The 20,042-nt window shown below is 60.5% G+C and carries 22 protein-coding genes and 1 pseudogene; 20 read left to right on the top strand and 3 right to left on the bottom strand.

Features of this window, described 5'->3' with window-relative positions; translation table 11 throughout:
* The first annotated feature begins 7 nt into the window (after positions 1-7).
* The 19 genes and pseudogenes from AB5Z54_RS00890 to AB5Z54_RS00800 all read left to right on the top strand — a co-directional run bounded on the left by AB5Z54_RS00890 (position 8) and on the right by AB5Z54_RS00800 (position 14,686).
* Positions 8-1,351, top strand: coding sequence for an acetyl-CoA carboxylase biotin carboxylase subunit (locus AB5Z54_RS00890; RefSeq protein ID WP_368159699.1), 1,344 nt, complete (start codon positions 8-10; stop codon positions 1,349-1,351).
* Entirely contained in the window at positions 1,338-3,062 is a 1,725-nt protein-coding gene (gene accD / locus AB5Z54_RS00885) for an acetyl-CoA carboxylase, carboxyltransferase subunit beta (RefSeq protein WP_368159698.1), read from the top strand. Before AB5Z54_RS00890 ends, accD begins: the two co-directional genes overlap by 14 nt.
* A gap of 40 nt (positions 3,063-3,102) precedes the next feature.
* Positions 3,103-4,317, top strand: a complete 1,215-nt coding sequence (locus tag AB5Z54_RS00880) for a PTS sugar transporter subunit IIC (protein WP_368159697.1) — start codon at positions 3,103-3,105, stop codon at positions 4,315-4,317.
* Positions 4,318-4,467: 150 nt separating this feature from the next.
* On the top strand, positions 4,468-5,622 hold the full coding sequence (locus AB5Z54_RS00875) for a cation diffusion facilitator family transporter (protein ID WP_368136477.1): 1,155 nt from the start codon (positions 4,468-4,470) through the stop codon (positions 5,620-5,622).
* Positions 5,623-5,661: 39 nt separating this feature from the next.
* Positions 5,662-6,288 (top strand): histidine phosphatase family protein, encoded by a 627-nt coding sequence (locus AB5Z54_RS00870; protein WP_368159694.1) that lies wholly within the window; start codon positions 5,662-5,664, stop codon positions 6,286-6,288.
* A 449-nt stretch (positions 6,289-6,737) separates the two neighbouring features.
* Positions 6,738-7,358 (top strand): 50S ribosomal protein L3, encoded by a 621-nt coding sequence (gene rplC, locus AB5Z54_RS00865; RefSeq protein WP_035137484.1) that lies wholly within the window; start codon positions 6,738-6,740, stop codon positions 7,356-7,358.
* Between the two features lie 46 nt (positions 7,359-7,404).
* Complete coding sequence (rplD, locus tag AB5Z54_RS00860; protein WP_006235032.1) at positions 7,405-8,031, top strand: 50S ribosomal protein L4; 627 nt, start codon at positions 7,405-7,407, stop codon at positions 8,029-8,031.
* Positions 8,032-8,319: a 50S ribosomal protein L23 gene (gene rplW, locus AB5Z54_RS00855; RefSeq protein ID WP_006235033.1), complete on the top strand. Its 288-nt coding sequence runs from the start codon at positions 8,032-8,034 to the stop codon at positions 8,317-8,319.
* Between the two features lie 179 nt (positions 8,320-8,498).
* The gene (rplB, locus tag AB5Z54_RS00850; RefSeq protein ID WP_117583062.1) at positions 8,499-9,329 is read left to right on the top strand and encodes a 50S ribosomal protein L2; all 831 of its coding nucleotides are present in this window, start codon (positions 8,499-8,501) and stop codon (positions 9,327-9,329) included.
* Between the two features lie 32 nt (positions 9,330-9,361).
* A complete protein-coding gene (gene rpsS, locus AB5Z54_RS00845) occupies positions 9,362-9,622 on the top strand; it encodes a 30S ribosomal protein S19 (RefSeq protein WP_006235035.1) in 261 nt (86 codons plus the stop codon).
* Positions 9,623-9,636: 14 nt separating this feature from the next.
* Complete coding sequence (gene rplV, locus AB5Z54_RS00840; RefSeq protein ID WP_006235036.1) at positions 9,637-10,008, top strand: 50S ribosomal protein L22; 372 nt, start codon at positions 9,637-9,639, stop codon at positions 10,006-10,008.
* A gap of 6 nt (positions 10,009-10,014) precedes the next feature.
* Positions 10,015-10,725, top strand: coding sequence for a 30S ribosomal protein S3 (gene rpsC, locus AB5Z54_RS00835; protein ID WP_006235037.1), 711 nt, complete (start codon positions 10,015-10,017; stop codon positions 10,723-10,725).
* A pseudogene (rplP, locus tag AB5Z54_RS00830) lies at positions 10,725-11,141 on the top strand (50S ribosomal protein L16); the annotation flags it as partial. The gene rpsC and the pseudogene rplP, both read left to right, overlap by 1 nt.
* A gap of 86 nt (positions 11,142-11,227) precedes the next feature.
* Positions 11,228-11,443, top strand: a complete 216-nt coding sequence (gene rpmC / locus AB5Z54_RS00825) for a 50S ribosomal protein L29 (RefSeq protein WP_006235039.1) — start codon at positions 11,228-11,230, stop codon at positions 11,441-11,443.
* A 16-nt stretch (positions 11,444-11,459) separates the two neighbouring features.
* Positions 11,460-11,720 carry a 30S ribosomal protein S17 gene (gene rpsQ / locus AB5Z54_RS00820; protein WP_006235040.1) on the top strand — a complete coding sequence of 87 codons (261 nt, stop codon included), beginning with the start codon at positions 11,460-11,462 and terminating at the stop codon, positions 11,718-11,720.
* 118 nt (positions 11,721-11,838) lie between these two features.
* The gene (rplN, locus tag AB5Z54_RS00815; RefSeq protein ID WP_006235041.1) at positions 11,839-12,207 is read left to right on the top strand and encodes a 50S ribosomal protein L14; all 369 of its coding nucleotides are present in this window, start codon (positions 11,839-11,841) and stop codon (positions 12,205-12,207) included.
* 13 nt (positions 12,208-12,220) lie between these two features.
* A complete protein-coding gene (rplX, locus tag AB5Z54_RS00810; RefSeq protein ID WP_006235043.1) occupies positions 12,221-12,526 on the top strand; it encodes a 50S ribosomal protein L24 in 306 nt (101 codons plus the stop codon).
* A 330-nt stretch (positions 12,527-12,856) separates the two neighbouring features.
* Complete coding sequence (locus AB5Z54_RS00805) at positions 12,857-13,936, top strand: Gfo/Idh/MocA family protein (RefSeq protein ID WP_195544432.1); 1,080 nt, start codon at positions 12,857-12,859, stop codon at positions 13,934-13,936.
* 3 nt (positions 13,937-13,939) lie between these two features.
* A complete protein-coding gene (locus AB5Z54_RS00800) occupies positions 13,940-14,686 on the top strand; it encodes a DeoR/GlpR family DNA-binding transcription regulator (protein WP_368159692.1) in 747 nt (248 codons plus the stop codon).
* 431 nt (positions 14,687-15,117) lie between these two features.
* On the opposite strand, the gene AB5Z54_RS00795 is transcribed toward AB5Z54_RS00800, so the two are convergent.
* Both AB5Z54_RS00795 and AB5Z54_RS00790 read right to left on the bottom strand, forming a co-directional pair.
* Complete coding sequence (locus AB5Z54_RS00795) at positions 15,118-15,777, bottom strand: RluA family pseudouridine synthase (RefSeq protein ID WP_233502584.1); 660 nt, start codon at positions 15,775-15,777, stop codon at positions 15,118-15,120.
* A gap of 15 nt (positions 15,778-15,792) precedes the next feature.
* A complete protein-coding gene (locus AB5Z54_RS00790; protein WP_368159691.1) occupies positions 15,793-18,285 on the bottom strand; it encodes a U32 family peptidase in 2,493 nt (830 codons plus the stop codon).
* Positions 18,286-18,585: 300 nt separating this feature from the next.
* Here AB5Z54_RS00790 and AB5Z54_RS00785 point away from each other — a divergent pair, with 300 nt between their 5' ends.
* Positions 18,586-18,963 (top strand): RidA family protein, encoded by a 378-nt coding sequence (locus AB5Z54_RS00785; RefSeq protein ID WP_055285184.1) that lies wholly within the window; start codon positions 18,586-18,588, stop codon positions 18,961-18,963.
* 112 nt (positions 18,964-19,075) lie between these two features.
* Here the strand turns inward: AB5Z54_RS00785 and AB5Z54_RS00780 are convergent, their stop codons facing one another.
* Entirely contained in the window at positions 19,076-19,732 is a 657-nt protein-coding gene (locus AB5Z54_RS00780; protein ID WP_271758618.1) for a helix-turn-helix transcriptional regulator, read from the bottom strand.
* Positions 19,733-20,042 lie beyond the last annotated feature (310 nt).

Below are 20,042 nucleotides of genomic sequence, written 5' to 3'. Positions count from 1 at the left end.
AGGCTTCATGTTCGACAAAGTGCTCATCGCCAACCGAGGCGAAGTCGCGGTCCGTGTTATCCGCGCGTGCCGCGATATGGGCATCAAGACCGTCGCCGTTTATTCCACGGCCGATGCGGAAGCACTGCACGTGCAGCTTGCCGACGAGGCGTACTGCATCGGCGGCCCGCGTCTTGCCGAGAGCTACCTCAACGATGATGCCGTGCTCACCTGTGCCGTAAAGTCGGGCGCCAAGGCCATTCATCCCGGCTACGGCTTTTTCTCCGAGAAGGCGAGCTTCGTGCGCGACTGCGACAAGTATGGCCTGGCGTTTGTCGGTCCTTCGGCCGAGGTGATCGACAGCATGGGCGACAAGGACGCCGCACGCCGAACGGCTGCCGCGGCGGGCGTGCCCATCGTGCCGGGCTGCGATTTGCTCAAAAGCCCCGAGGAGGCGACGGCCGAGGCCGAGCGCATTGGCTGCCCCGTGCTTATTAAGGCGCGTGCAGGCGGTGGCGGTCGCGGCATTCGCAAGGTCGAGCGCGTGGAAGATGCGGCAAAGGCCTTTATTGAAGCGCGTGCCGAGGGAGAGGCCGTTTTTGGCGACGGCGAGTGCTACATGGAGAAGTTCGTCGCGCCGGCGCACCACGTCGAGGTGCAGATTATGGCCGATAAGCAGGGTCATGTGTTTTCGCTCGGCGAGCGCGAGTGCTCGGTGCAGCGCCGCAACCAAAAGCTGATCGAGGAGAGCCCCGCGCCGTGCCTCGACGGACACGACGACATTCGTGCCCGCATGCACAAGGCCGCACGCGACCTGGCTCGTGCCGTCGGCTACGAAGGAGCCGGTACCATCGAGTTCCTGTATTCGGACGACGGCAATTTCTACTTTATGGAAATGAACACGCGCTTGCAGGTGGAGCATCCGGTTACGGAGTTTGTGACCGATACCGACTTGGTCAAGTGGCAGCTGCGCGTGGCAGCCGGCCAGCCTCTGCCCTTTGAGCAGGAGGACATGCCGGTCCGCAACCACGCCATGGAGTGCCGCATCAATGCCGAAACGCCGGACTTTCTGCCGTCATGCGGAACGGTTACCGCGTTGCGTGTGCCGGGTGGTCCGCGCGTGCGCTGGGATTCCGCCATGTTTACCGGTGCGAAAGTCCCGCCGTACTACGATTCTATGCTCGGCAAGCTCATCGTGTGTGCGCCTACGCGCGACGGCGCCATTCGCAAGATGCGCTCGGCCCTGGGCGAGCTCGTGATTGAGGGCGTGAGCGAAAACAGCGAGCTTCAGCTCGACGTGCTGGCAAACGATGAGTTCTTGTCGGGCATGTACCACACCGATCTGATGGGGCATCTCTATGCTGATGAATAGAAAAGCGAAGACGGTCAACGTCCTCGAGGGGCCGATGACCGAGTCGTGCGCCGAGTTTCCCGCGCGCCACGTGTTTATCAAGTGCTCGGAGTGCCGCCGTGTGATCGATGAGGCGCGCCTGCACGACAACCTCGAGGTCTGCCCTCGTTGTGGCAAACACTTTCGCGTGAGCGGCCGCGCGCGCATGCGCATGACGGTCGACGAGGGCACGTTTGAGGAATGGGATGCCAATCTGGCGTCGGAGGACTTCCTCTCGTTTCCCGGCTATGCCGACAAGCTCAAGGGCGCGGTCGAGCGTTCGGGCGAGCGCGATGCCGTTGTGTGCGGCAAGGGCAAAATCTGCGGTTGCGATACGGCGCTCTTCTTTATGGACGCCAACTTCATGATGGGCTCGATGGGTTCCGTGGTGGGCGAGAAGATCTGTCGCACATTTGAGCGTGCGACCGAGCTGGGGCTGCCGGTCGTCGGCTTTACCGTTTCGGGCGGTGCGCGCATGCAGGAGGGCGTGACATCGCTTATGCAGATGGCCAAGATTTCTGCGGCGGTTAGGCGCCACAGTGAGGCGGGCGGCCTGTATATCACGGTGCTCACCGACCCCACGACCGGAGGCGTAACCGCGAGTTTTGCCATGGAGGGCGACATTATCCTGGCCGAGCCCGATGCCCTGACGGCATTTGCCGGCCCGCGCGTGATCGAGCAGAACATGCACAAGCGTCTGCCCAAGGGATTCCAGCGCTCCGAGTTTTTGCTGGAGCACGGCTTTTGCGATGCCGTCGTTCCACGTGGCGAGATTGCGCTCACGGTAGGCGAGCTGCTGGCGCTGCACGAAGGGCACGCGCCTGGCCTGGGGGCTCCGCATGAGATCGTGCATACGGGTCGCCGCGGCAAAAAGCTGGGACACTTGTTCAAGCGCTCGACGGCACCAAAAACCGCGCTCGAGATTGTCAAGCAGACCCGCTCGGCAGATCGCGCCACGGCGGGTGAGATGATCTCGCTGGGCCTGGATGGATTTGTGGAGCTGCACGGCGACCGTTACTTTGGCGAGGACGCCGCTGTGGTGGCTGGCATTGGCTGGAAAGACGGACGCCCCGTAACGGTCGTCGCCATCGAGCGCGGCACCACGACCAAAGAGCGTATGCGCCGCAACTTTGGCATGGCGCATCCCGAGGGCTACCGCAAAGCGCGTCGTCTGATGCGCCAGGCCGAAAAGTTTGGTCGACCGGTTCTGTGCCTGGTCGATACTTCGGGCGCGTTTTGCGGCATCGGTGCCGAGGAGCGCGGCCAGGGCGAGGCGATTGCCCAGAATCTCATGGAGATGAGCGGCCTTAAGACGCCGATTGTCTCGGTGGTGACAGGCGAGGGCGGCTCTGGTGGCGCGCTGGCGCTGTCCGTGGCCGATCGCATCCTGATGCTCTCGAGCTCGGCCTATTCGGTCGTGAGCCCCGAGGCCTGTGCGTCGATCCTGTGGAAGGATACCGAGCGTGCGAATGAGGCCGCCGAGGCGCTGAAGCTCACGGCCTCCGATCTGCTGGCGCTCGGCATCATCGACGGCATTGTTGACGATAGGGGCCTGTCACATGATGAGATCGCCGGTGCCGTCATGTCCTCGGCATTTGCGGCCTTCGATACGCTTGGGCGGCTCGACGACGCGACCCTCACAAACCTCCGCTACGAAAAGTACCGCGCAATCGGTCGATACCGCACGATGTGACAAAGGGATAGCCCGCATGTCACATTGGGAAAGGCGTTCCATGTCACAAGTTTCTAACACCTCGTTTACAACGACGGTTTCATCAAATGCCATGGCCGTGGTGGACTATCTGTCCAAAAGCATGATGTCAGCGCTGCCCTTTATTGTCTGCGCGGCGTTGTTTCGCACCGTCGCCGTCATTATGGGCGAAGGCATGCTGGGCCTGTGGTCTGCCGATTCCGAAATCTATCGCCTGTTCTACAGTTGGCTCTATAACGCCGGCTACTACTTTTTACCCATTTATCTTGGTTGGGCGGCCGCCCGCCAGCTCGGTTGCTCGGAGCAGCTGGGCATGATGCTGGGCGGCGTATTGATTGCGCCCGATCTGCTTAAGCTCGTCGATGTCGCATCGACGACGGGGGCATCGACGACTTCTGTGTATGGTCTGGTTCCTGCACCGGTCAACGATTACACGACGACTGTTATTCCGGTTCTCCTCTCGGTGCCCGTGCTATGGCAGGTGGAGCGTTTCTTTCGGCGCGTAATTCCTAAGGCCGTGGCGTTTTCGTTCGTTCCGTTTGCAACCATGCTTGTCATGGTTCCGGTTTCGCTGTGTATTACGGCGCCGGTGGGCAGCTATCTGGGCATGCTGTTGGGGCAGCTTATGTTTATGCTTGGCAATTCCGGTGGCATCGTGTCGCTGCTTACGCTCATGGGGCTTGCCGCGGGCTGGGAGTTTCTTAAGATTGCGGGCGTCAGCAACGTCGTCCTATCGCTCGCCTACGCGCAGTTTATGAGTGTGGGAACGGATTCGTGCATCCTGATCGCCGCGACGATGGCAACGTTCGCCGTTTGGGGCATGCCCTTTGGCGCATCGCTCCGCGTTGCGGATAAGGACGAGAAGGCGCTCATGCTGGGCTATTCAATCTCGGGTGTTCTTGGCGGCGTAAGCGAGCCGGCGCTGTACGGTTGCGGCTTTAAATATGGCAGGTGCCTGACCTGCATGGCCATTGGCGGCGCCGTCGGAGGCCTTGTTGCAGCTGTGGGCCACGTTACGGCCTATACCATCGGCATGACGAATGTCCTCATGGTCATTGGCTTTGCCACGGGCGGCATCTCGAACCTGCTGTGGTGCTGCGTTGCCGGCGGCGCGGCATTTGCGGTGTCTGCGGCGCTGAGCTACTGCTTTGGCGTGGTACCGACGAAGGAGCAGGCGACGGGGGACGGAGCCGATTTGCCCGAAACAGTGGCGAGCGCTGCTGAAGCAAGCGCATAAACCTGTGCGACAAAAGGACGATTCCATCGTCATGTTCCAAGGCCGCGCCTCGTGTGGGTTGCGGCCTTTTTGTATCTGGGGGACAAAGTGGCTACACTACAATCCGTTTGAGCAATAGATATATAGGTAATACCGTGGGGGCGGATGTAGATGGTCGAGTGGATTGTTAAGCGCGCGCAGGGCGACCGTGCGTGCGTAGGCACGTTGACGGGCGTGGTGTGTATTCTCACCAATGTGGCACTATGCGCTGCGAAGGGTGCAATTGGCGTGCTGTCGGGATCGGTTTCGATTGTGGCGGACGCCATGAACAACTTGTCCGATGCCAGCTCGAATATCGTGAGCGTGCTGGGGTTTAAGCTGGCGAGCAAGCCGGCCGACCCCGAGCATCCTTACGGCCACGGTCGCTACGAGTATCTCTCGGGTCTGGTCGTGGCGGCGCTCGTGCTGCTGATTGGCGTTGAGCTGGTGAAGTCCTCGGTTGAGCGCGTCATCCACCCCGAACCTGTCGAGTTCTCGCTTGCCCTGGTGGCAGTCCTTGCGCTTTCAATGGTTGTTAAGCTGTGGATGGCGGCCCTCAACCAAAAGCTCGGTGACCGCATTGAGTCCGAAACGCTGCATGCGACCGCGCAAGATTCCAAGAACGATGTTCTTGCCACGGGCGCCGTGCTGGCGTGCGCAATTGTTTCGCAGGTGACGCACATCAATCTTGACGCATGGGTCGGACTTGCCGTTGGCGCTTATATTGGCTGGAGCGGCTTTGAGCTTATCCAATATACAGTGAGCCCGCTTTTGGGCCAGGCACCCGATCCCAAGTTGGTCAAACACATCCGAGACAAGATCATGAGCTATCCCGGCGTTTTGGGCGTTCATGACCTAATGGTTCACGACTATGGCCCGGGCAGGAAGTTCGCAAGTGCGCACGCCGAGATGGCGGCCGAGGCCAGCCCGCTGGAAAGTCACGACACGCTCGATAACATCGAGCAGTCGTTTAGGGACGAGGACGGCATGATCGTCACGCTCCATTACGATCCCATCGTGACCGACGATTCAAAGGTGGCGAGCATGCGCCTGCGCATCAACGCCATGGCCCAAGAGATCGATAGCCGCCTTTCGATTCACGATCTGCGTTGCGTGCCGGGCCCCACGCACACCAATGTGATCTTTGACTGCGTGCGACCCTCGGATTTGGACATGGGGGCCGATGAGCTCAAGCAAACGCTGGCCCAGAGGGTCGAATCGGAATATCCCAAGTCGATTGCCAAGATTACGATCGACGAAGACTACGTAGGGCATACCCACGAGTAAGGCTGTGTCTGCAAAGCAAGTTATACAGAAGGGGAGAATATGAAGATGCTGTATCTGCTCCGCCACGGCCAGACGGAATTCAACGTCAAAAAGCTGGTCCAGGGCCGCTGCGATTCACCGTTGACCGACCTGGGCCGCAAACAAGCGGGAATAGCAGCCGCATGGCTCAAAGCCCACGGCGTCGTCCCCGACAAAGTAGTCTCTTCGCCCTTAGGCCGAGCCATGGACACTGCTCAGCTCGTCGCAACCGAACTTCTCGGCCCGGACGCCGCAGTCGAGCCCTGCGAAGGCATCATCGAGCGCTGCTACGGCACCTTCGAAGAAGGTCCCCACGACGCATTGCCTACCGACGTCTGGGATCCCGGCGAGGACTTGGTCCCCTTCGGAGGAGAAGGAAGCCGCGCGCTGCAAGAGCGCATGGTAGGCACCCTTACCAATATCATGGGCGCCGATGGTATCGGAACCCTTCTAGCAGTAAGCCACGGCAGCGCCAGCCGCCAATTCATCAAGGCTGCAGCCCCAGGGGGCTTCGAGCTCCCAGCAAAACTCCCCAACTGCGCCATCATGATCTTCAATTTCGATGAGGCAAAGCCACAAGCAGAAGGCGAGCCAATGCAATGCAAGTTCACCCTCCAGCAAATAGTGGACCCCCAACAAAGTCATTAGCCTGAGCGAGCAGAGTTAAGCAGACATCAACGTGTCGTCTCCCGGGCTTGGCAGAGGGGCGGCGAAATATATTAAGTTTGTCGCGAGTTCCGCACGCAAAGGAAAGCACTTAATGTGCTTTCCGTCTTGCGCAGGACTGTAGAGCAGCAAACTTAATATATTTCGCCGCCCCTCTGCCAAGCCCAGGCGACTCCACGCACTTTACCTGCGTAAACAATGTGAGTGAAATATGAATCTCGATGGATACGCCCGCAGCCGTGTATACTAAACAGCTGTGTGAAACCAGGGGAGTATTCTGGCTGGACAAAACGCCTGCTTAATAGGGTTGTCAGGTAGTTCGGACGCAATACAAGGCTGGAGAGCACGTCGTGTAAGTAGTGGTCCTCTAGGGGCGTACGCTCGGTGGTGTACGCATTGTCCCAAGACCACGCGAGAGTTGGGATCATATCTTGATCAGCATGATTCTCGGCCGCAAGATTGGCATGACCCAGGTTTGGGACGAGGACGACAACGTCGTTCCCGTCACGGTCATCCAGGCTGGCCCCTGCGCTGTCTCGCAGGTTAAAACTCAGGCAACCGACGGCTATGACGCCGTCCAGATCGGTTTCGGCGACATCAAGGCCAAGAACGTGAACAAGCCCATGGCTGGTCACTTCGCCAAGGCCGGCGTCGAGCCTGTCCGCTTCCTTCGTGAGGTCCGCGTCGAGAACGGCGAGGAGCACAAGGTCGGCGAGGTCGTCACCGTCGCTGATTTCGCTGATGTCGAGAAGGTCGACGTCATCGGTACCTCCAAGGGTAAGGGCTTCCAGGGTCGCATCAAGCGCTGGGGTCAGCGCCGCGGTCCTATGACGCATGGTTCTCACTTCCAGCGTCACCCCGGTTCTATCGGTCAGTGCGCCTATCCTGCGCGCGTCCTCAAGGGCGTCAAGATGGCCGGTCACATGGGTAACGAGCGCGTTACCGTCAAGAACCTTTCCGTTGTCCGCATCGATGCCGAGCAGAACCTCATCTTGGTCAAGGGCGCTGTCCCGGGTGCCAAGAATGGTCTCGTCGCCATCCGTATGGCCTAAGGGCCCAGCCCATTTAGCCCAGCGTCATACCAAGGAGAACACTTAAATGGCAAAGTTTGAAGTAAAGAACAGCGAGGGCAAGAAGGTCGCCGAGGCCGAGCTCGCCGCTGAGGTGTACGGCATCGAGCCGAACATCCACGTTATGCACCACATCGTCAAGTGCCAGATGGCCTCTTGGCGTCAGGGCACCCAGTCCGCTAAGGGCCGCTCTGAGGTTTCCGGTGGCGGCAAGAAGCCTTGGCGTCAGAAGGGCACCGGTCGTGCCCGCCAGGGTTCCATCCGTGCTGCCCAGTGGCGTCACGGTGGCGTTGTCTTCGCCCCCAAGCCCCGTTCCTACGCTAAGCGTATGAACAACAAGGAGGTCAAGCTGGCTATGCGCTCCGCGCTGTCCGCCAAGCTGGCCGATGGCGAGCTCGTGCTCGTCGACGACTACGGCTTCGAGAAGCCTTCCACCAAGGCTGCCGTTGCCATGCTCAAGGCTCTCGGCCTTGAGGGCAAGCGTCTGACCATCATCGTTCGCGATGAGGACGTCAACGCCTACCTGTCGTTCCGCAACATTCCCAAGACGTTCATCATCACTGCCGACGAGGCCAACACCTACGATCTCGTCAACAACAACGCTGTGCTGATGCCCGCCGACATCGCCGCTCACTTCGGGGAGGTGCTTGCATAAATGACCGCCCACGAGATCATCATCCGTCCGATCGTGTCCGAGCGTTCCTTCTCCGGCATGGAGCAGAACAAGTACACGTTCGAGGTCGCCAAGGATGCTAACAAGTATCAGATCAAGGACGCTGTCGAGGAGATCTTCGGCGTCAAGGTCGTTCGCGTGAACACCCTGACGGTCAAGCCCAAGACCAAGCGCGTGCGCTATGTCGCCGGCAAGACCCGTTCTTGGAAGAAGGCCATCGTCACGCTGGCCGAGGGCGACACCATCGAGGTCTTTGGCAACCAGGCCTAAGACTCGCTGCTGTTGAGTGAGCTCATGCCTCCCAAATAGGGGAGGCGAGAGCTCAAGGTTTTGGGCGTATAAAATGGACACGCCCGGAGCCGTGTATACGTCCGGTGTCATCGCACCCGAGGCAGAACCTCGAATCCCTGTCTGCGATGGCTAACGGATTCCTATTGAAAGGGATTGTAATGGCTGTAAAGCACCTTAAGCCGACCTCCGCTGGTAGGCGTTGGCAGACGATCTCCGACTTCTCCGAGATCACCTGCACCAAGCCCGAGAAGTCTCTTCTCGAGCCCCTGCCCAAGAAGGCCGGTCGTAACAACAACGGCCGCATCACCACCCGCCACCAGGGCGGCGGCGTGAAGCGTCGTTACCGCGTGATCGACTTCAAGCGCAACAAGGACGGCGTGCCCGCCAAGGTTGCCACGATCGAGTACGATCCGAACCGTTCCGCTCGCATCGCTCTGCTGCACTACGCTGACGGTGAGAAGCGCTACATCCTGGCCCCCAAGGGCCTCGAGGTCGGTCAGACCGTCATGTCCGGTTCTGACGCCGACATCAAGCCGGGCAACGCTCTGCCCCTCGCCGACATCCCCGTCGGTACGCTCATCCACGCCGTCGAGTTCCAGCCGGGCAAGGGCGCCGCTATCGCCCGTTCCGCCGGTAACTCCTGCCAGCTGATGGGTAAGGAGGGCAAGTACGCCATCGTCCGTATGCCTTCCTCCGAGATGCGCCGCATCCTCGTTACCTGCCGCGCCACCGTCGGTGAGGTCGGCAACGCCGATCACGCCAACATCGTCATCGGCAAGGCCGGCCGCAAGCGTCACATGAACGTGCGCCCGACCGTCCGCGGTACCGTCATGAACCCTGTCGACCACCCGCACGGCGGTGGCGAGGGCAAGAACCACACCTCTGGTCGTCCCTCTGTTACCCCCTGGGGTAAGCCGACGAAGGGCCTTCGTACGCGCAAGAAGAAGAAGGTCTCGAACCAGCACATCATTCGTCGCCGTAAGAAGTAATTTCGGATACCGAGTTTTAGGAGAAAGCACTTATGAGCAGAAGTCTCAAAAAGGGCCCGTTCGTGGAGACTCGCCTTCTCTCGCGTATCACCGCGATGAACGAGGCTGGCAAGAAGGACGTCGTGAAGACCTGGTCCCGCGCGTCCACCATCTTCCCCGAGATGGTTGGTCACACCATCGCCGTCCACGACGGCCGCAAGCATGTGCCCGTGTATGTTACCGAGTCCATGGTTGGTCACAAGCTCGGCGAGTTCGCGCCGACTCGTACGTTCCGTGGCCACAAGGCCAAATAGGGGGTTAACCGTAAATGGCAACTAAGTCTATTGAAACTGAGGCCACCGAGGTTCGCGCCGTCGCTAAGTACGTGCGTGTTTCCCCCAGCAAGGCCCGCCTGGTGGTCGATCTGATCCGCCGCAAGCCTGTCGCTCAGGCCTTCGACATCCTCCACTTCTGCGACCGCGCCGTCGCCGTGGATGTCGAGAAGGTTCTCCGTTCCGCCGTTGCGAACGCCGAGAACAACAACGGTCTGCGTGCCGACAACCTGGTTGTCGCCGCTGCCTATGTTGACGAGGGTCCGACGCTTAAGCGCATCCGTCCCCGCGCCAAGGGTTCCGCTTCTCGCATTCTGAAGCGTACTTCCCACATCACCGTCGTCGTTGCTCCTCGAAAGGAGGCGTAAAGCTGTATGGGTCAGAAAGTCTACCCCACCGGCTTCCGTCTTGGCATCACCGAGAACTGGCGCTCCCGCTGGTTCGCAGAGAAGGATTACGCTAAGACCCTCGGTAACGATCTCGAGATCCGCAAGTACCTCGAGAAGCGTCTTTCCCGCGCAGCTGTCTCCCGCGTCGAGATCGAGCGCGCTGGCGACAAGGTGAAGGTCATCATCCTCACTGCTCGCCCCGGCGTTGTCATCGGTAAGAAGGGTGCCGAGATCGATACCCTCCGCACCGAGCTCGAGAAGGTCGCTGGCGTCTCCAAGGGCCAGCTCTCCGTCGACGTTGTCGAGATCAAGCGCCCCGAGCTCGACGCCAACCTCGTTGCTCAGTCTATCGCCGAGCAGCTTGAGGGCCGCGTTGCCTTCCGTCGCGCTATGCGCAAGGCTGTCCAGTCCGCCCGCAAGGCCGGCGCTAAGGGCATCCGTATCCAGTGCTCTGGTCGTCTCGGCGGTGCCGAGATGGGCCGTCGTGAGTGGTACCGCGAGGGTCGCGTGCCTCTGCACACCCTCCGTGCCAAGATCGACTACGGCACGGCTGTCGCCAGCACCACCATGGGCGCTTGCGGCGTGAAGGTCTGGATTTACCTGGGCGAGAAGCTCCCGGGCCAGCCTGTTCCCAACCCTGCACTCGAGGGCTCTTCCCGTCCTCGTCGTCGTAACTCCGAGAGGAGGGGTCAGTAGTGCTTGCCCCTAAGCGTATTCTTCACCGCAAGGTGCAGCGTGGCTCCATGAAGGGCCAGGCCAAGGGTAATACCGAGCTGCATTTCGGCGAGTTTGGTATCCAGGCTCTCGAGGCCCATTGGATCACCAACCGTCAGATCGAGGCCGCTCGTATTGCCATGACCCGCTACATGAAGCGTGGCGGTCGTGTCTACATCACGATCTTCCCCGATAAGCCCATCACCAAGAAGCCTGCCGAGACTCGCATGGGTTCTGGTAAGGGTAACCCCGAGGAGTGGGTGGCCGTCGTCAAGCCCGGCCGCATCATGTTCGAGGTCAAGGGTGTTCCCGAGGAGGTCGCTCGCGAGGCTCTGCGTCTTGCGCAGCACAAGCTCCCCATCAAGACCAAGATTGTTGCTGCTAAGAACGCTGAGCAGCGCATCGAGAAGGAGATGGCTGAGGAGGCCGCTCTCGAGGCCAAGTGGGCTGCTGAGGACGCCGCCGCCGCCAAGGAGGAGAACTAATGAAGCCCGCAGAGATTCGTGAGCTCTCGGACGCTCAGCTCGTTGAGAAGCTGAAGGAAATGCGCGCCGAGCTCTTTAACCTTCGTTTCCAGATGGCCACCAGCCAGCTGGACAACACCGCTCGCGTCAACACCGTGAAGAAGGACATCGCTCGCGTCCTCACGGAGCAGCGCGCCCGCGAGATCGCAGCGGAGAAGTCCGCTGTCGCCGAGTAGGACCTAAGGAGAGAACATGACTGATTCGCGTAACTCGCGTAAGGTCCGTACGGGTGTCGTTACCTCCGTCTCCGGTGCCAAGACCATTGTTGTCACCATCACCGAGCGCAAGCGTCACCCCAAGTACGGCAAGATGATGACCAGCTCCAAGAAGCTGCACGCTCACGACGAGGAGTGCACGGCTGGCGTGGGCGATACCGTCCGCGTTATGGAGACCCGTCCTATGTCCAAGATGAAGCGTTGGCGCCTCATCGAGGTCGTCGAGCGCGCTAAATAAGCAGTCGCTCTTACGACTTGTACGTTTCCGAAGATGTGCGTATGCCTGGCTTGCATACCACGGGCCGTATAAAGGCTGCGCACCTCTCTTCGGTTCTTAGTTCGGAGGAACATCTACCATGATTCAGATGCAAACCATGCTGAACGTCGCCGACAACTCCGGCGCTCGCAAGATTCGCTGCATCAAGGTGCTTGGCGGTTCCAAGCGTCGTTATGCAGGCATCGGCGATGTGTTCATCGGTGCTGTCCAGGAGGCTACCCCTGGCGCCAACGTCAAGAAGAAGGACGTTGTCCGTTGCGTCGTCGTTCGCACCGTTAAGGAGATCCGCCGCAAGGATGGCTCCTACATTCGCTTTGATGAGAACGCCTGTGTTGTCATCAACAACGATGGTTCGCCCGTCGGCACCCGTATCTTCGGGCCCGTCGCTCGCGAGCTTCGTGACAAGAAGTACATGAAGATCGTCTCGCTCGCTCCCGAGACCCTGTAGTTAGGGGAGATATATGTATATCAAGAAGGGCGATAAGGTCCAGGTTCTCTCTGGTAAGGATCGCGGCAAGCAGGGCGTTGTCCTGCGTGCTCTCCCCGCCGAGAACAAGGTCGTTGTCGAGGGCGTTTCGGTCGTCAAGAAGGCCGTCAAGCCCAACGCTGCCAACCAGCAGGGCGGCATCGTTTCGCAGGAGGCTCCTATCGACGCCTCCAACGTCAATCTCGTTTGCCCCGAGTGCGGTAAAGTTACCCGCGTCGGTCACGAGAAGGACGGCAAGAACAAGCTGCGCGTCTGCAAGAAGTGCGGCCACAAGTTCTAAGCTGCCCGCAACATCAAGTTGCTAGCAAAGGCCCGGATGCCCCAAGGCACCCGGGCCTTTTTCTATCCCCACTCATTGGGGACAGACTTAAATGAGTACCCTAACTGGGTAAGCATAAATGAGCGGGTCGTGCTGTATAAATTGCTTGTGTGCGCGTTTATGCGCGTTAGATTGCGTTTAATTACGCACCTATGCGTATATATGCGCCGTTTACGGGGCAATAATGACCGTTTAGCGGTGAGATACGCAAAAACGCGCACAGACGCGCGTGTTTGTGCGAATATAGAGCTGTCAGAAATGCAAGACGTTCTATGACACAGGAGACACATAATGGCAGATTCCAAGCAGGCTCCACTCGACGCCGCGGCAGCCGCCAAAGCAGCATTTGCTTCGGTCCAGGACAAGCCGTTCCCTAACGACATCTTTACGGCTCCCGAGCTCCGTTGGGCTGTGATCGGTTGCGGCGTTATTGCCAACCAGATGGCTCAGTCCCTTGCCCTGGCCGGCCGCAAGCTTACGGGCGTTGCCAACCGCACGCTCACCAAGGCTCAGACTTTTGCCGACCAGTACGGCGTCGAGAAGGTCTATGACACGGTTGAGGATCTCTACGCCGATCCTGACATCGACGCCGTCTACATCACCACCCCGCACAACACCCATATCACCTATCTGCGCGCCGCCCTGGCGGCCGGCAAGCACGTTCTCTGCGAGAAGGCCATCACGCTCAACTCCGCCGAGCTCGATGAGGCCCGCGCCATTGCCGCCGAACACAACGTGGTCCTTATGGACGCTACCACGGTGCTCCACATGCCCTTGTATCAAGAGCTGCGCCGCCGCATGGATGCCGGCGAGTTTGGCCGCATGAACCTCGCTCAGCTCAACTTTGGTAGCTACAAGGAGTACGGCGACCTGACCAACCGTTTCTACAATCGCAACCTCGCCGGCGGTGCCATGCTCGATATTGGCGTATACGCCCTGTCCGTCATGCGCCTGTTTATGGCGAGCCAGCCCGTCGAGGTCGTGTCTCTGGGTAACACCTGCGAGACCGGCGTGGACGTTGCAGGCGGCATCGTCTGCCGCAATGCCGAGCAGCAGCTGGGTGTCGTGAGCCTTACGCTCCACTCCAAGCAGCCAAAGCGCTCGGTTATCAGCTTTGACAATTGCTATGTCGAGGTCAACGAGTATCCGCGCGCCGATCACGCGACGATCGTGTGGACCGCGGACGGTCATCGCGAGGAGGTCGCCGCGGGCACCGAGGCTTATGCCCTGTGCTACGAGATGGCTGACCTCGAGCAGGCCGTCGCCGGCGACGATTCCAAGCGTGAGCTTCTGGATTATGCTTCTGATGTGATGGAGCTCATGACCAAGCTCCGCGCCGATTGGGGAGTCGTCTACCCCGAGGAGGAGTAAGCGATGCTTGCGGAAGATAGGCTCAACGCGATCGTGTCGATGGTGCAGCGAGCCGGCTCGGTTACCGTGCCGGAGCTTGCTGAGGCCCTGGGCGTGACGGCGTCTACCATTCGGCGCGACCTGCAGACGCTCGACCGAGCGCACCGCATCGCCAAGGTCCACGGTGGGGCGACGAGTCTTGAGCGCGCGCACGTGACGCGCGACCTAACGCTTAATGAGCGCAGCGACCTCCATAACGATGACAAGGAGCGTATCTGCGCCCGCGCGGCGGCGCTTGTGGAGCCTGAGAGCTTTGTATACATCGACTCGGGCTCGACGACGCTCAGGCTCATCGAGCATCTTCCACACCTTGAAGATGTCACCTATGTGACCGATTCCGTGCTCCATGCTCAGCGCCTTGCTTTGCGCGGCATGCGTACCGTGGTGCTGGGCGGCGAGCTCAAACCCGAGACCGAGGCGCTCGTTGGTCCCGATGCCTTGGCAACCTTAGACCGCTACAACTTCAACTGTGGCTTTTGGGGCTCTAACGGCATTGCCGCCGAGCAGGGCTTCACCACACCGGATATCGAGGAAGCGCAGGTCAAGCGTATCTCGATGCGCCATACCGCCAAACGCTTCGTAATCTCAGACGCCAGCAAATTTGGCATGGTGGCGCCCGTCAAGTTTGCGGACTTTCGCGATGCAACGATCATCACTGCGGGCGAGGTATCCGCCAAGTACCAGTCGATGGATAACGTCATTACGGTCTAGCGACAGGGGACAGGACAAGGCCAAAGCCACCACAAAGGTGCCTGTCCCCGCTGTGGTGGTTAGTAACGAAAACCGAGTAGTTTTCTCAATAGAAAAGCGGCAACGTCCATTACGGGCGTTGCCGCTTTTGTTGTCTACCGGTTTTGTCTAAGTCTGTAACAACTAGACCGTTAAAAGTGGGCTAGGTGTTACAGATCGAGATACTTCCGAGCCGCGCCGTCCCTTTGTCTCAATCTGTAACATCTGGGACCGATTTTGCCGAGTTATTGTTACAGATTGAGATTTTCCCTTAAGGGGGATTCGAATGTCTCGATCTGTAACAGACCGACCGGAAAATGGGCTCTAACTGTTACAGATCGAGACGTTTTGGGACCGCGGCTGAGCCATTGCGGCAAAACCACCACAAAGGTGCCTGTCCCCATTGTGGTGGTTTAGGGCTCCCAGGGGCAGGGGGCTTCGATGTGGATGTGCTCGCCGGTTACGGGATGCGTGAAGGACACGCTGTGGGCGTGGAGCATCAGGCCGCAGGGGCGCGGCGTTCCGTACAGGTCGTCGCCAACCAGGGGATGATGCTCGCTTGCCAGGTGCACACGGATTTGGTGCTTGCGGCCGGTGAGCAACTCGACATCGATATACGAGCGCGTGGGCAGGCCACGACGGCTCTTAAGACGCTTGAGCACCTTCACGCGCGTCTGAGACGGCTTGCCGCTGGCGCCGACGCGCATCTTGCGGCTGTCGTGACGGTCGCGGGCGATGGGCTTGTCGATGAGCTTTTCGTTCCAGTCGATCTTGCCCTCGGCGAGCGCCAGGTAGTGCTTTTCGAAAGCGTGGTCGATGACCATCTGGTCAAAGGCGGGCTGCGTCTGCTTGTCGAGCGAGAACAACACCACGCCGGTGGTGTCGCGGTCCAGGCGGTTGAGCGGCTGCATGTCGGTCGCGGCAAAGCCGTCGCCCATCGCCAGCAGCAGGTCGCTGGCGTAGTCGGTGAGTGTGCGCTCGCCGGTGCCGTCGCCGTGGACGATCATGCCGGCGGGCTTGTCGATGGCCATGAGCCAGGCGTCGCAGTAGAGGACTTGAGGTTCTTCGTTCACGTGTAAGCCTTTCGGTTAGCTGATTCCCACAAACATGCAGCCCGAGGTCGCCCCGCGCAGACGGGCGGCGGGCTTGCGGCCGGCCTGCGCGGCCTCGACGGCACGACGGACGCGGGCGACGGCACGGCCCACCTCATCCGTCTCGAGCAGCGTTCCGTCCACCATGAGACGACGCACGCCGGCATCGAGCAGCTGAGGAACCTGCGGCGTGAGGTCGATGGGATAAGCATCGTACAGGCGAGAGCGGCCGTGGATGTCGGTGCGGACGGGCATGACCTTTCCGTCGATATTCTTGAGCGAGAGCTTGCGGGCACGCAGGCGGCAGTTGGCGCAATCGTGGATGCAGCCGTTGGCGACCTGCAGAATGCAATGCTCGCTTGTCATGACGCGCGGGCGGCCAAAGACGGTGATGCCCAGAGCCGCGGGCGCGGCGGCGCCGAGCGAGACAATCTCGTCGAGCGTGATCTCGGGCGAGAGCCAAAACGCACCGGCTCCGCGCCCGGCAAGCGCCTCCATGCAGGCCGTGTTGTGCACGGGCAGACAAGAGCGGACTTCTGCCGTGGCGCCAACCTGGGCGGCCAGGGCAAGCTCGGAGATGTTGCCAATAGCCACCGTGGCACCGGCAACAACCCACGGGTCGACGCGCTCGTGGTCGACGGCACGGCAGACCTCGTCGAGTACGGGCACGATACCCTGCTCAAATGCATCGGCAGGGGAGAGTCCGACAGCCTCGAGCGCGTCGGTGGTCATATAGATGCGCGTGGCGCCCTCGGCACGAGCCGCCTCGGCGGCTTCGAGCGTGGTGACGGCGGCGCAGATCTGCGGCTCGTCGCGGTAGTGCTCGGGCATGGGGCGCGTACATTTGTCGAGCACCGGCAACTCGAGCGTCTTCGCGCGCTCCTCGTACGGCTCCAGAATGGCCTCCTCCAAGGCCTTACAGGCGGCGGCACGCACCTTGTGCACGGCAGAGAAGCCCATACCGCAGCCCTCATCGAGCGCCACATCAAAGCTCGCCGCCTCAAAGGGCGAGGAGCCCATGCGGCCCACATGCTCAACCAGGTCGGATGCCTTGACCGCGCAGGTCTTGGCGGCCTCGACGGTGAAGCCCGTGGCGGTGGCGGTGAGCGCGGGGTTGTCGCAGCAAGTGAGTGTGACAGTAAACGGCTCGCCCAGGCGCGCCACGACGGACACATCAACAGCTCGGCGGCGCAGCACATCGCGCTTGAGCGCGGCACCGGCGGCGTCGATGGCACGCTGACTGCGAATCACGCGGACGCGGCAGCCCCCGGGCATGCTGCGGGGCACGCGGCACTCGATAACATCGCCCGCGGCGGCATCATCGGCGGCAATGGTGGTCAGGAACTGGTCAAACTCGTTATCGTGGCGAAGCTCCAGCAGGTCGCCCTTGCCCACGGGCTCAAACAGCTCAATGCGGGCGATGGCGGCGCGGCGACGGCGGTCGTCGGGCTTGAGGCCGCGCACATCGCGGTTGGCCGGGCGGCTGCCCAGCACCGTGCCCACGATCTGGCCGCGGTTGTTGGAGCGCTCGTAGCTCATCATCTCGTCGCCCGAGGTGCCGTCCTGATAGGCGTGCGTAAAGTCGCGGTTGAAGCAGCGCTTGAGCTGGCGCTGGCGGGCGGCTTCCTCGTCCTTGGCAACGGCGACCCCTGCCAGCATGTCGTCAATTTCGTGACGATACACATCGACGATTGAGTACACGTAATCGGGCGCCTTCATGCGGCCCTCGAGCTTGAGCGATGCGGCGCCGGCGTCATACAGACGGCGAACAAGCTGTGAGGTGTTGGTGTCACGCGGGCATAGAGCGCGCTCGCGACCAGCAGGGGAGAGCGTGCGGCCGTTCTCGTCGATCAGCTCGTAAGGCAGGCGACAGGGCTGAGCGCACATGCCGCGGTTGGCCGAGCGGCCCGCCATGGCAAAGCTCGAGAGCAGGCACAGGCCCGAGTAGCAAAAGCAGATGGCACCGTGGCTAAAGACTTCAAGGTCCACATCGGGCGCGGCATCGTGAATGGCGGCAATCTCGTCGATGGAAAGCTCGCGCGAGAGGGTCACGCGGTCGGCGCCCTGCTCGCGGCACCAGATAGTCCCGCGGTCGTCATGGATGTTCGCCTGGGTTGAGATATGTGTCTCGATGCCGGGCATCGTGCGCTTGACCTCAAAGAACAGGCCCCAGTCTTGGATGATGAAGGCGTCGGCGCCCAGCGTGGAGCAACGATGGATGAGTTGCAGCGCATCGTCCATCTCGGACTGCTTGATGACGATGTTGACCGTGACGTAGACGCGCGACCCGGCCAGGTGTGCAGCACGGCAGGCCTGCTCAAAGGCCTCGTCGGTAAAGTTGGTGGCCTTGCGGCGGGCGTTGAAGCTGCCCATGCCGCAGTAGATGGCATCAGCGCCAGCGGCGAGTGCGGCGGCAAAGGGCTCGGGTCCTCCGGCGGGCGCTAAAAGCTCGGGTCTGCGGTTGGTGGTTCGACTGGCGGTTGCGGTCATATCCTGCCTTTCAAAATGCTCAGACACTGAAAATTATAGTGGCGTCGCTGCGGTGGGCGACGCCCGCAGCCTAAGCAGGACAAAGTCTTCAGCAGCTTGGACTGGCTGCTCCACATGAGAACCGTTCAGCGGTTCGGGGAAACCGTTGGGCGATAAAATATTCTCGCAAGCTGATAATATTCTTGCATCAAACAGAAACCTTGAGTACTATCCCAATCAAGCGCGGTGTTCAGACCGAACTGTGCCTCCCGGTGTGAACACCGCGCTCACGCTCTCTCAATTGATCGTAAGGAGAAAAACATGAGCAAGACCGTCGTGTCTTCCGATAACGCACCCGCAGCCATCGGCCCGTATTCCCCCGGTATCCAGGCCGGCAACATGGTGTTCCTGTCCGGCCAGCTGGGCATCGATCCCGCAACCGGCAAGATGCCCGAGGGCGTCGAGGCCCAGGCCAAGCAGTCCCTCGCCAACGTCGAGGCCCTGCTGACCGCTGCCGGCGCCACCTTTGCCGATGTCGTCAAGACCACGGTCTACCTGGCCGACATCGCCGACTTCGCCGCCGTGAACGAGATCTACGCCTCCAAGTTCGAGGCCCCGTTCCCCGCGCGCAGCGCCTTCCAGGTTGCCGCCCTTCCGGCTGGCGGTCTGGTCGAGATCGAGGTCGTTGCCGCTCTCTAAGGCGTTGGCCACAACTAAACATGACATGCAAAAAGACCCTGCAGCGCGTGCGAGCTGCAGGGTCTTTTATCAAGTGACGGATCGCTTGTGGAGCCGCGCTCCATTTTGCTCGTTAGCCTTCCTTGCGGACTTTTTGCAGGTAGCGGTAGACGCTGGGCTCCGAGATGCCCAGCGCGGTGGCGGCGCAGGCCACGGCGCCCTTGAGCATGAACACCCCGTTGCCGTTGAGGTGGCGAATGACGTCCACGCGGTCGCTCTGACCAAGCGACGCTACATCCAGCCCGCGAGCGCTCAGCAGCTCGGCAATGCTGCGGTCGATGAGCTCCTGTGTGGACTCCGAAAGGCTTTCGACCTCGATAGAGGCGGGCTCCGTGCGCGTCGGCGCCGCGTCGAAGCACGCCATGAGCTGCTGTGCCATGGCGTTGATGGAGCGCACGGTCGAGAGGTCGGTGTTGACGCAGAGCATGCCGACGATCTCGTCATTCTCGCGGATAAAGTACGTCGCCGACTCCAATGTCTTGCCACCGGCACCGCGGCCCTCGTAGCCCGTAATAAACGGCAGGTCGCGATACTTGGCGTCGTGCATGATCTTGAGCGCCAGGTCGGTGGCGGGACCGCCGACCTTGCGACCGCTCACGATGCCGTTGCGAATATCGACGATGGCGTGGTCGGGATCCGAGAAATCGTGCAGCACGATTTCGCTGTTTTTGCCGAGTATCTGTTCCAGGAAATCGACCATCGGCAAAAAGCGACGTACGGTCTCGTTCACGGGCAACTCCTTGGGGTGAAATCGGAAATGTTCATAACAATTTTTTCTCATGGTAACACGCCATTCCTCATCTCGTATATTCGCAGGTACATTGCGTAATACAGACGAGCGGTAGGAATTCGGCGGTAAACGGTCGACCAAAAGAAAAGTTAGATGTTATTTTGACCAGACACTTTCTTGACCTGCGGAAATGCATTGTCTCAGCTCAAGAATAGTCTGATAACAAAAAATTATTATTGAGAATGAGAATCATCTTTAATACGATAAGCAACGAAGGCACAACCTCAACCCCGCACTGCGTCACAATAGA

It is taken from the genome of Collinsella aerofaciens (genome assembly GCF_040910185.1).
Taxonomy (GTDB): domain Bacteria; phylum Actinomycetota; class Coriobacteriia; order Coriobacteriales; family Coriobacteriaceae; genus Collinsella; species Collinsella aerofaciens_BF.
This window is presented reverse-complemented; position numbering and strand designations above follow the sequence as displayed.

Bases quoted from the DNA above. Each gene is read 5' to 3' on its own strand.
- rplX (WP_006235043.1), top strand. From the start codon at position 12,221: ATGTATATCAAGAAGGGCGATAAGGTCCAGGTTCTCTCTGGTAAGGAT.
- AB5Z54_RS00785 (WP_055285184.1), top strand. From the start codon at position 18,586: ATGAGCAAGACCGTCGTGTCTTCCGATAACGCACCCGCAGCCATCGGC.
- AB5Z54_RS00870 (WP_368159694.1), top strand. From the start codon at position 5,662: ATGAAGATGCTGTATCTGCTCCGCCACGGCCAGACGGAATTCAACGTC.
- rpsQ (WP_006235040.1), top strand. From the start codon at position 11,460: ATGACTGATTCGCGTAACTCGCGTAAGGTCCGTACGGGTGTCGTTACC.
- AB5Z54_RS00875 (WP_368136477.1), top strand. From the start codon at position 4,468: ATGGTCGAGTGGATTGTTAAGCGCGCGCAGGGCGACCGTGCGTGCGTA.
- rplV (WP_006235036.1), top strand. From the start codon at position 9,637: ATGGCAACTAAGTCTATTGAAACTGAGGCCACCGAGGTTCGCGCCGTC.
- rplB (WP_117583062.1), top strand. From the start codon at position 8,499: ATGGCTGTAAAGCACCTTAAGCCGACCTCCGCTGGTAGGCGTTGGCAG.
- AB5Z54_RS00890 (WP_368159699.1), top strand. From the start codon at position 8: ATGTTCGACAAAGTGCTCATCGCCAACCGAGGCGAAGTCGCGGTCCGT.
- rpsC (WP_006235037.1), top strand. From the start codon at position 10,015: ATGGGTCAGAAAGTCTACCCCACCGGCTTCCGTCTTGGCATCACCGAG.
- rpmC (WP_006235039.1), top strand. From the start codon at position 11,228: ATGAAGCCCGCAGAGATTCGTGAGCTCTCGGACGCTCAGCTCGTTGAG.
- rpsS (WP_006235035.1), top strand. From the start codon at position 9,362: ATGAGCAGAAGTCTCAAAAAGGGCCCGTTCGTGGAGACTCGCCTTCTC.
- AB5Z54_RS00805 (WP_195544432.1), top strand. From the start codon at position 12,857: ATGGCAGATTCCAAGCAGGCTCCACTCGACGCCGCGGCAGCCGCCAAA.
- AB5Z54_RS00800 (WP_368159692.1), top strand. From the start codon at position 13,940: ATGCTTGCGGAAGATAGGCTCAACGCGATCGTGTCGATGGTGCAGCGA.
- accD (WP_368159698.1), top strand. From the start codon at position 1,338: ATGCTGATGAATAGAAAAGCGAAGACGGTCAACGTCCTCGAGGGGCCG.
- rplD (WP_006235032.1), top strand. From the start codon at position 7,405: ATGGCAAAGTTTGAAGTAAAGAACAGCGAGGGCAAGAAGGTCGCCGAG.
- AB5Z54_RS00880 (WP_368159697.1), top strand. From the start codon at position 3,103: ATGTCACAAGTTTCTAACACCTCGTTTACAACGACGGTTTCATCAAAT.
- rplN (WP_006235041.1), top strand. From the start codon at position 11,839: ATGATTCAGATGCAAACCATGCTGAACGTCGCCGACAACTCCGGCGCT.
- rplW (WP_006235033.1), top strand. From the start codon at position 8,032: ATGACCGCCCACGAGATCATCATCCGTCCGATCGTGTCCGAGCGTTCC.
- AB5Z54_RS00790 (WP_368159691.1), bottom strand. From the start codon at position 18,285: ATGACCGCAACCGCCAGTCGAACCACCAACCGCAGACCCGAGCTTTTA.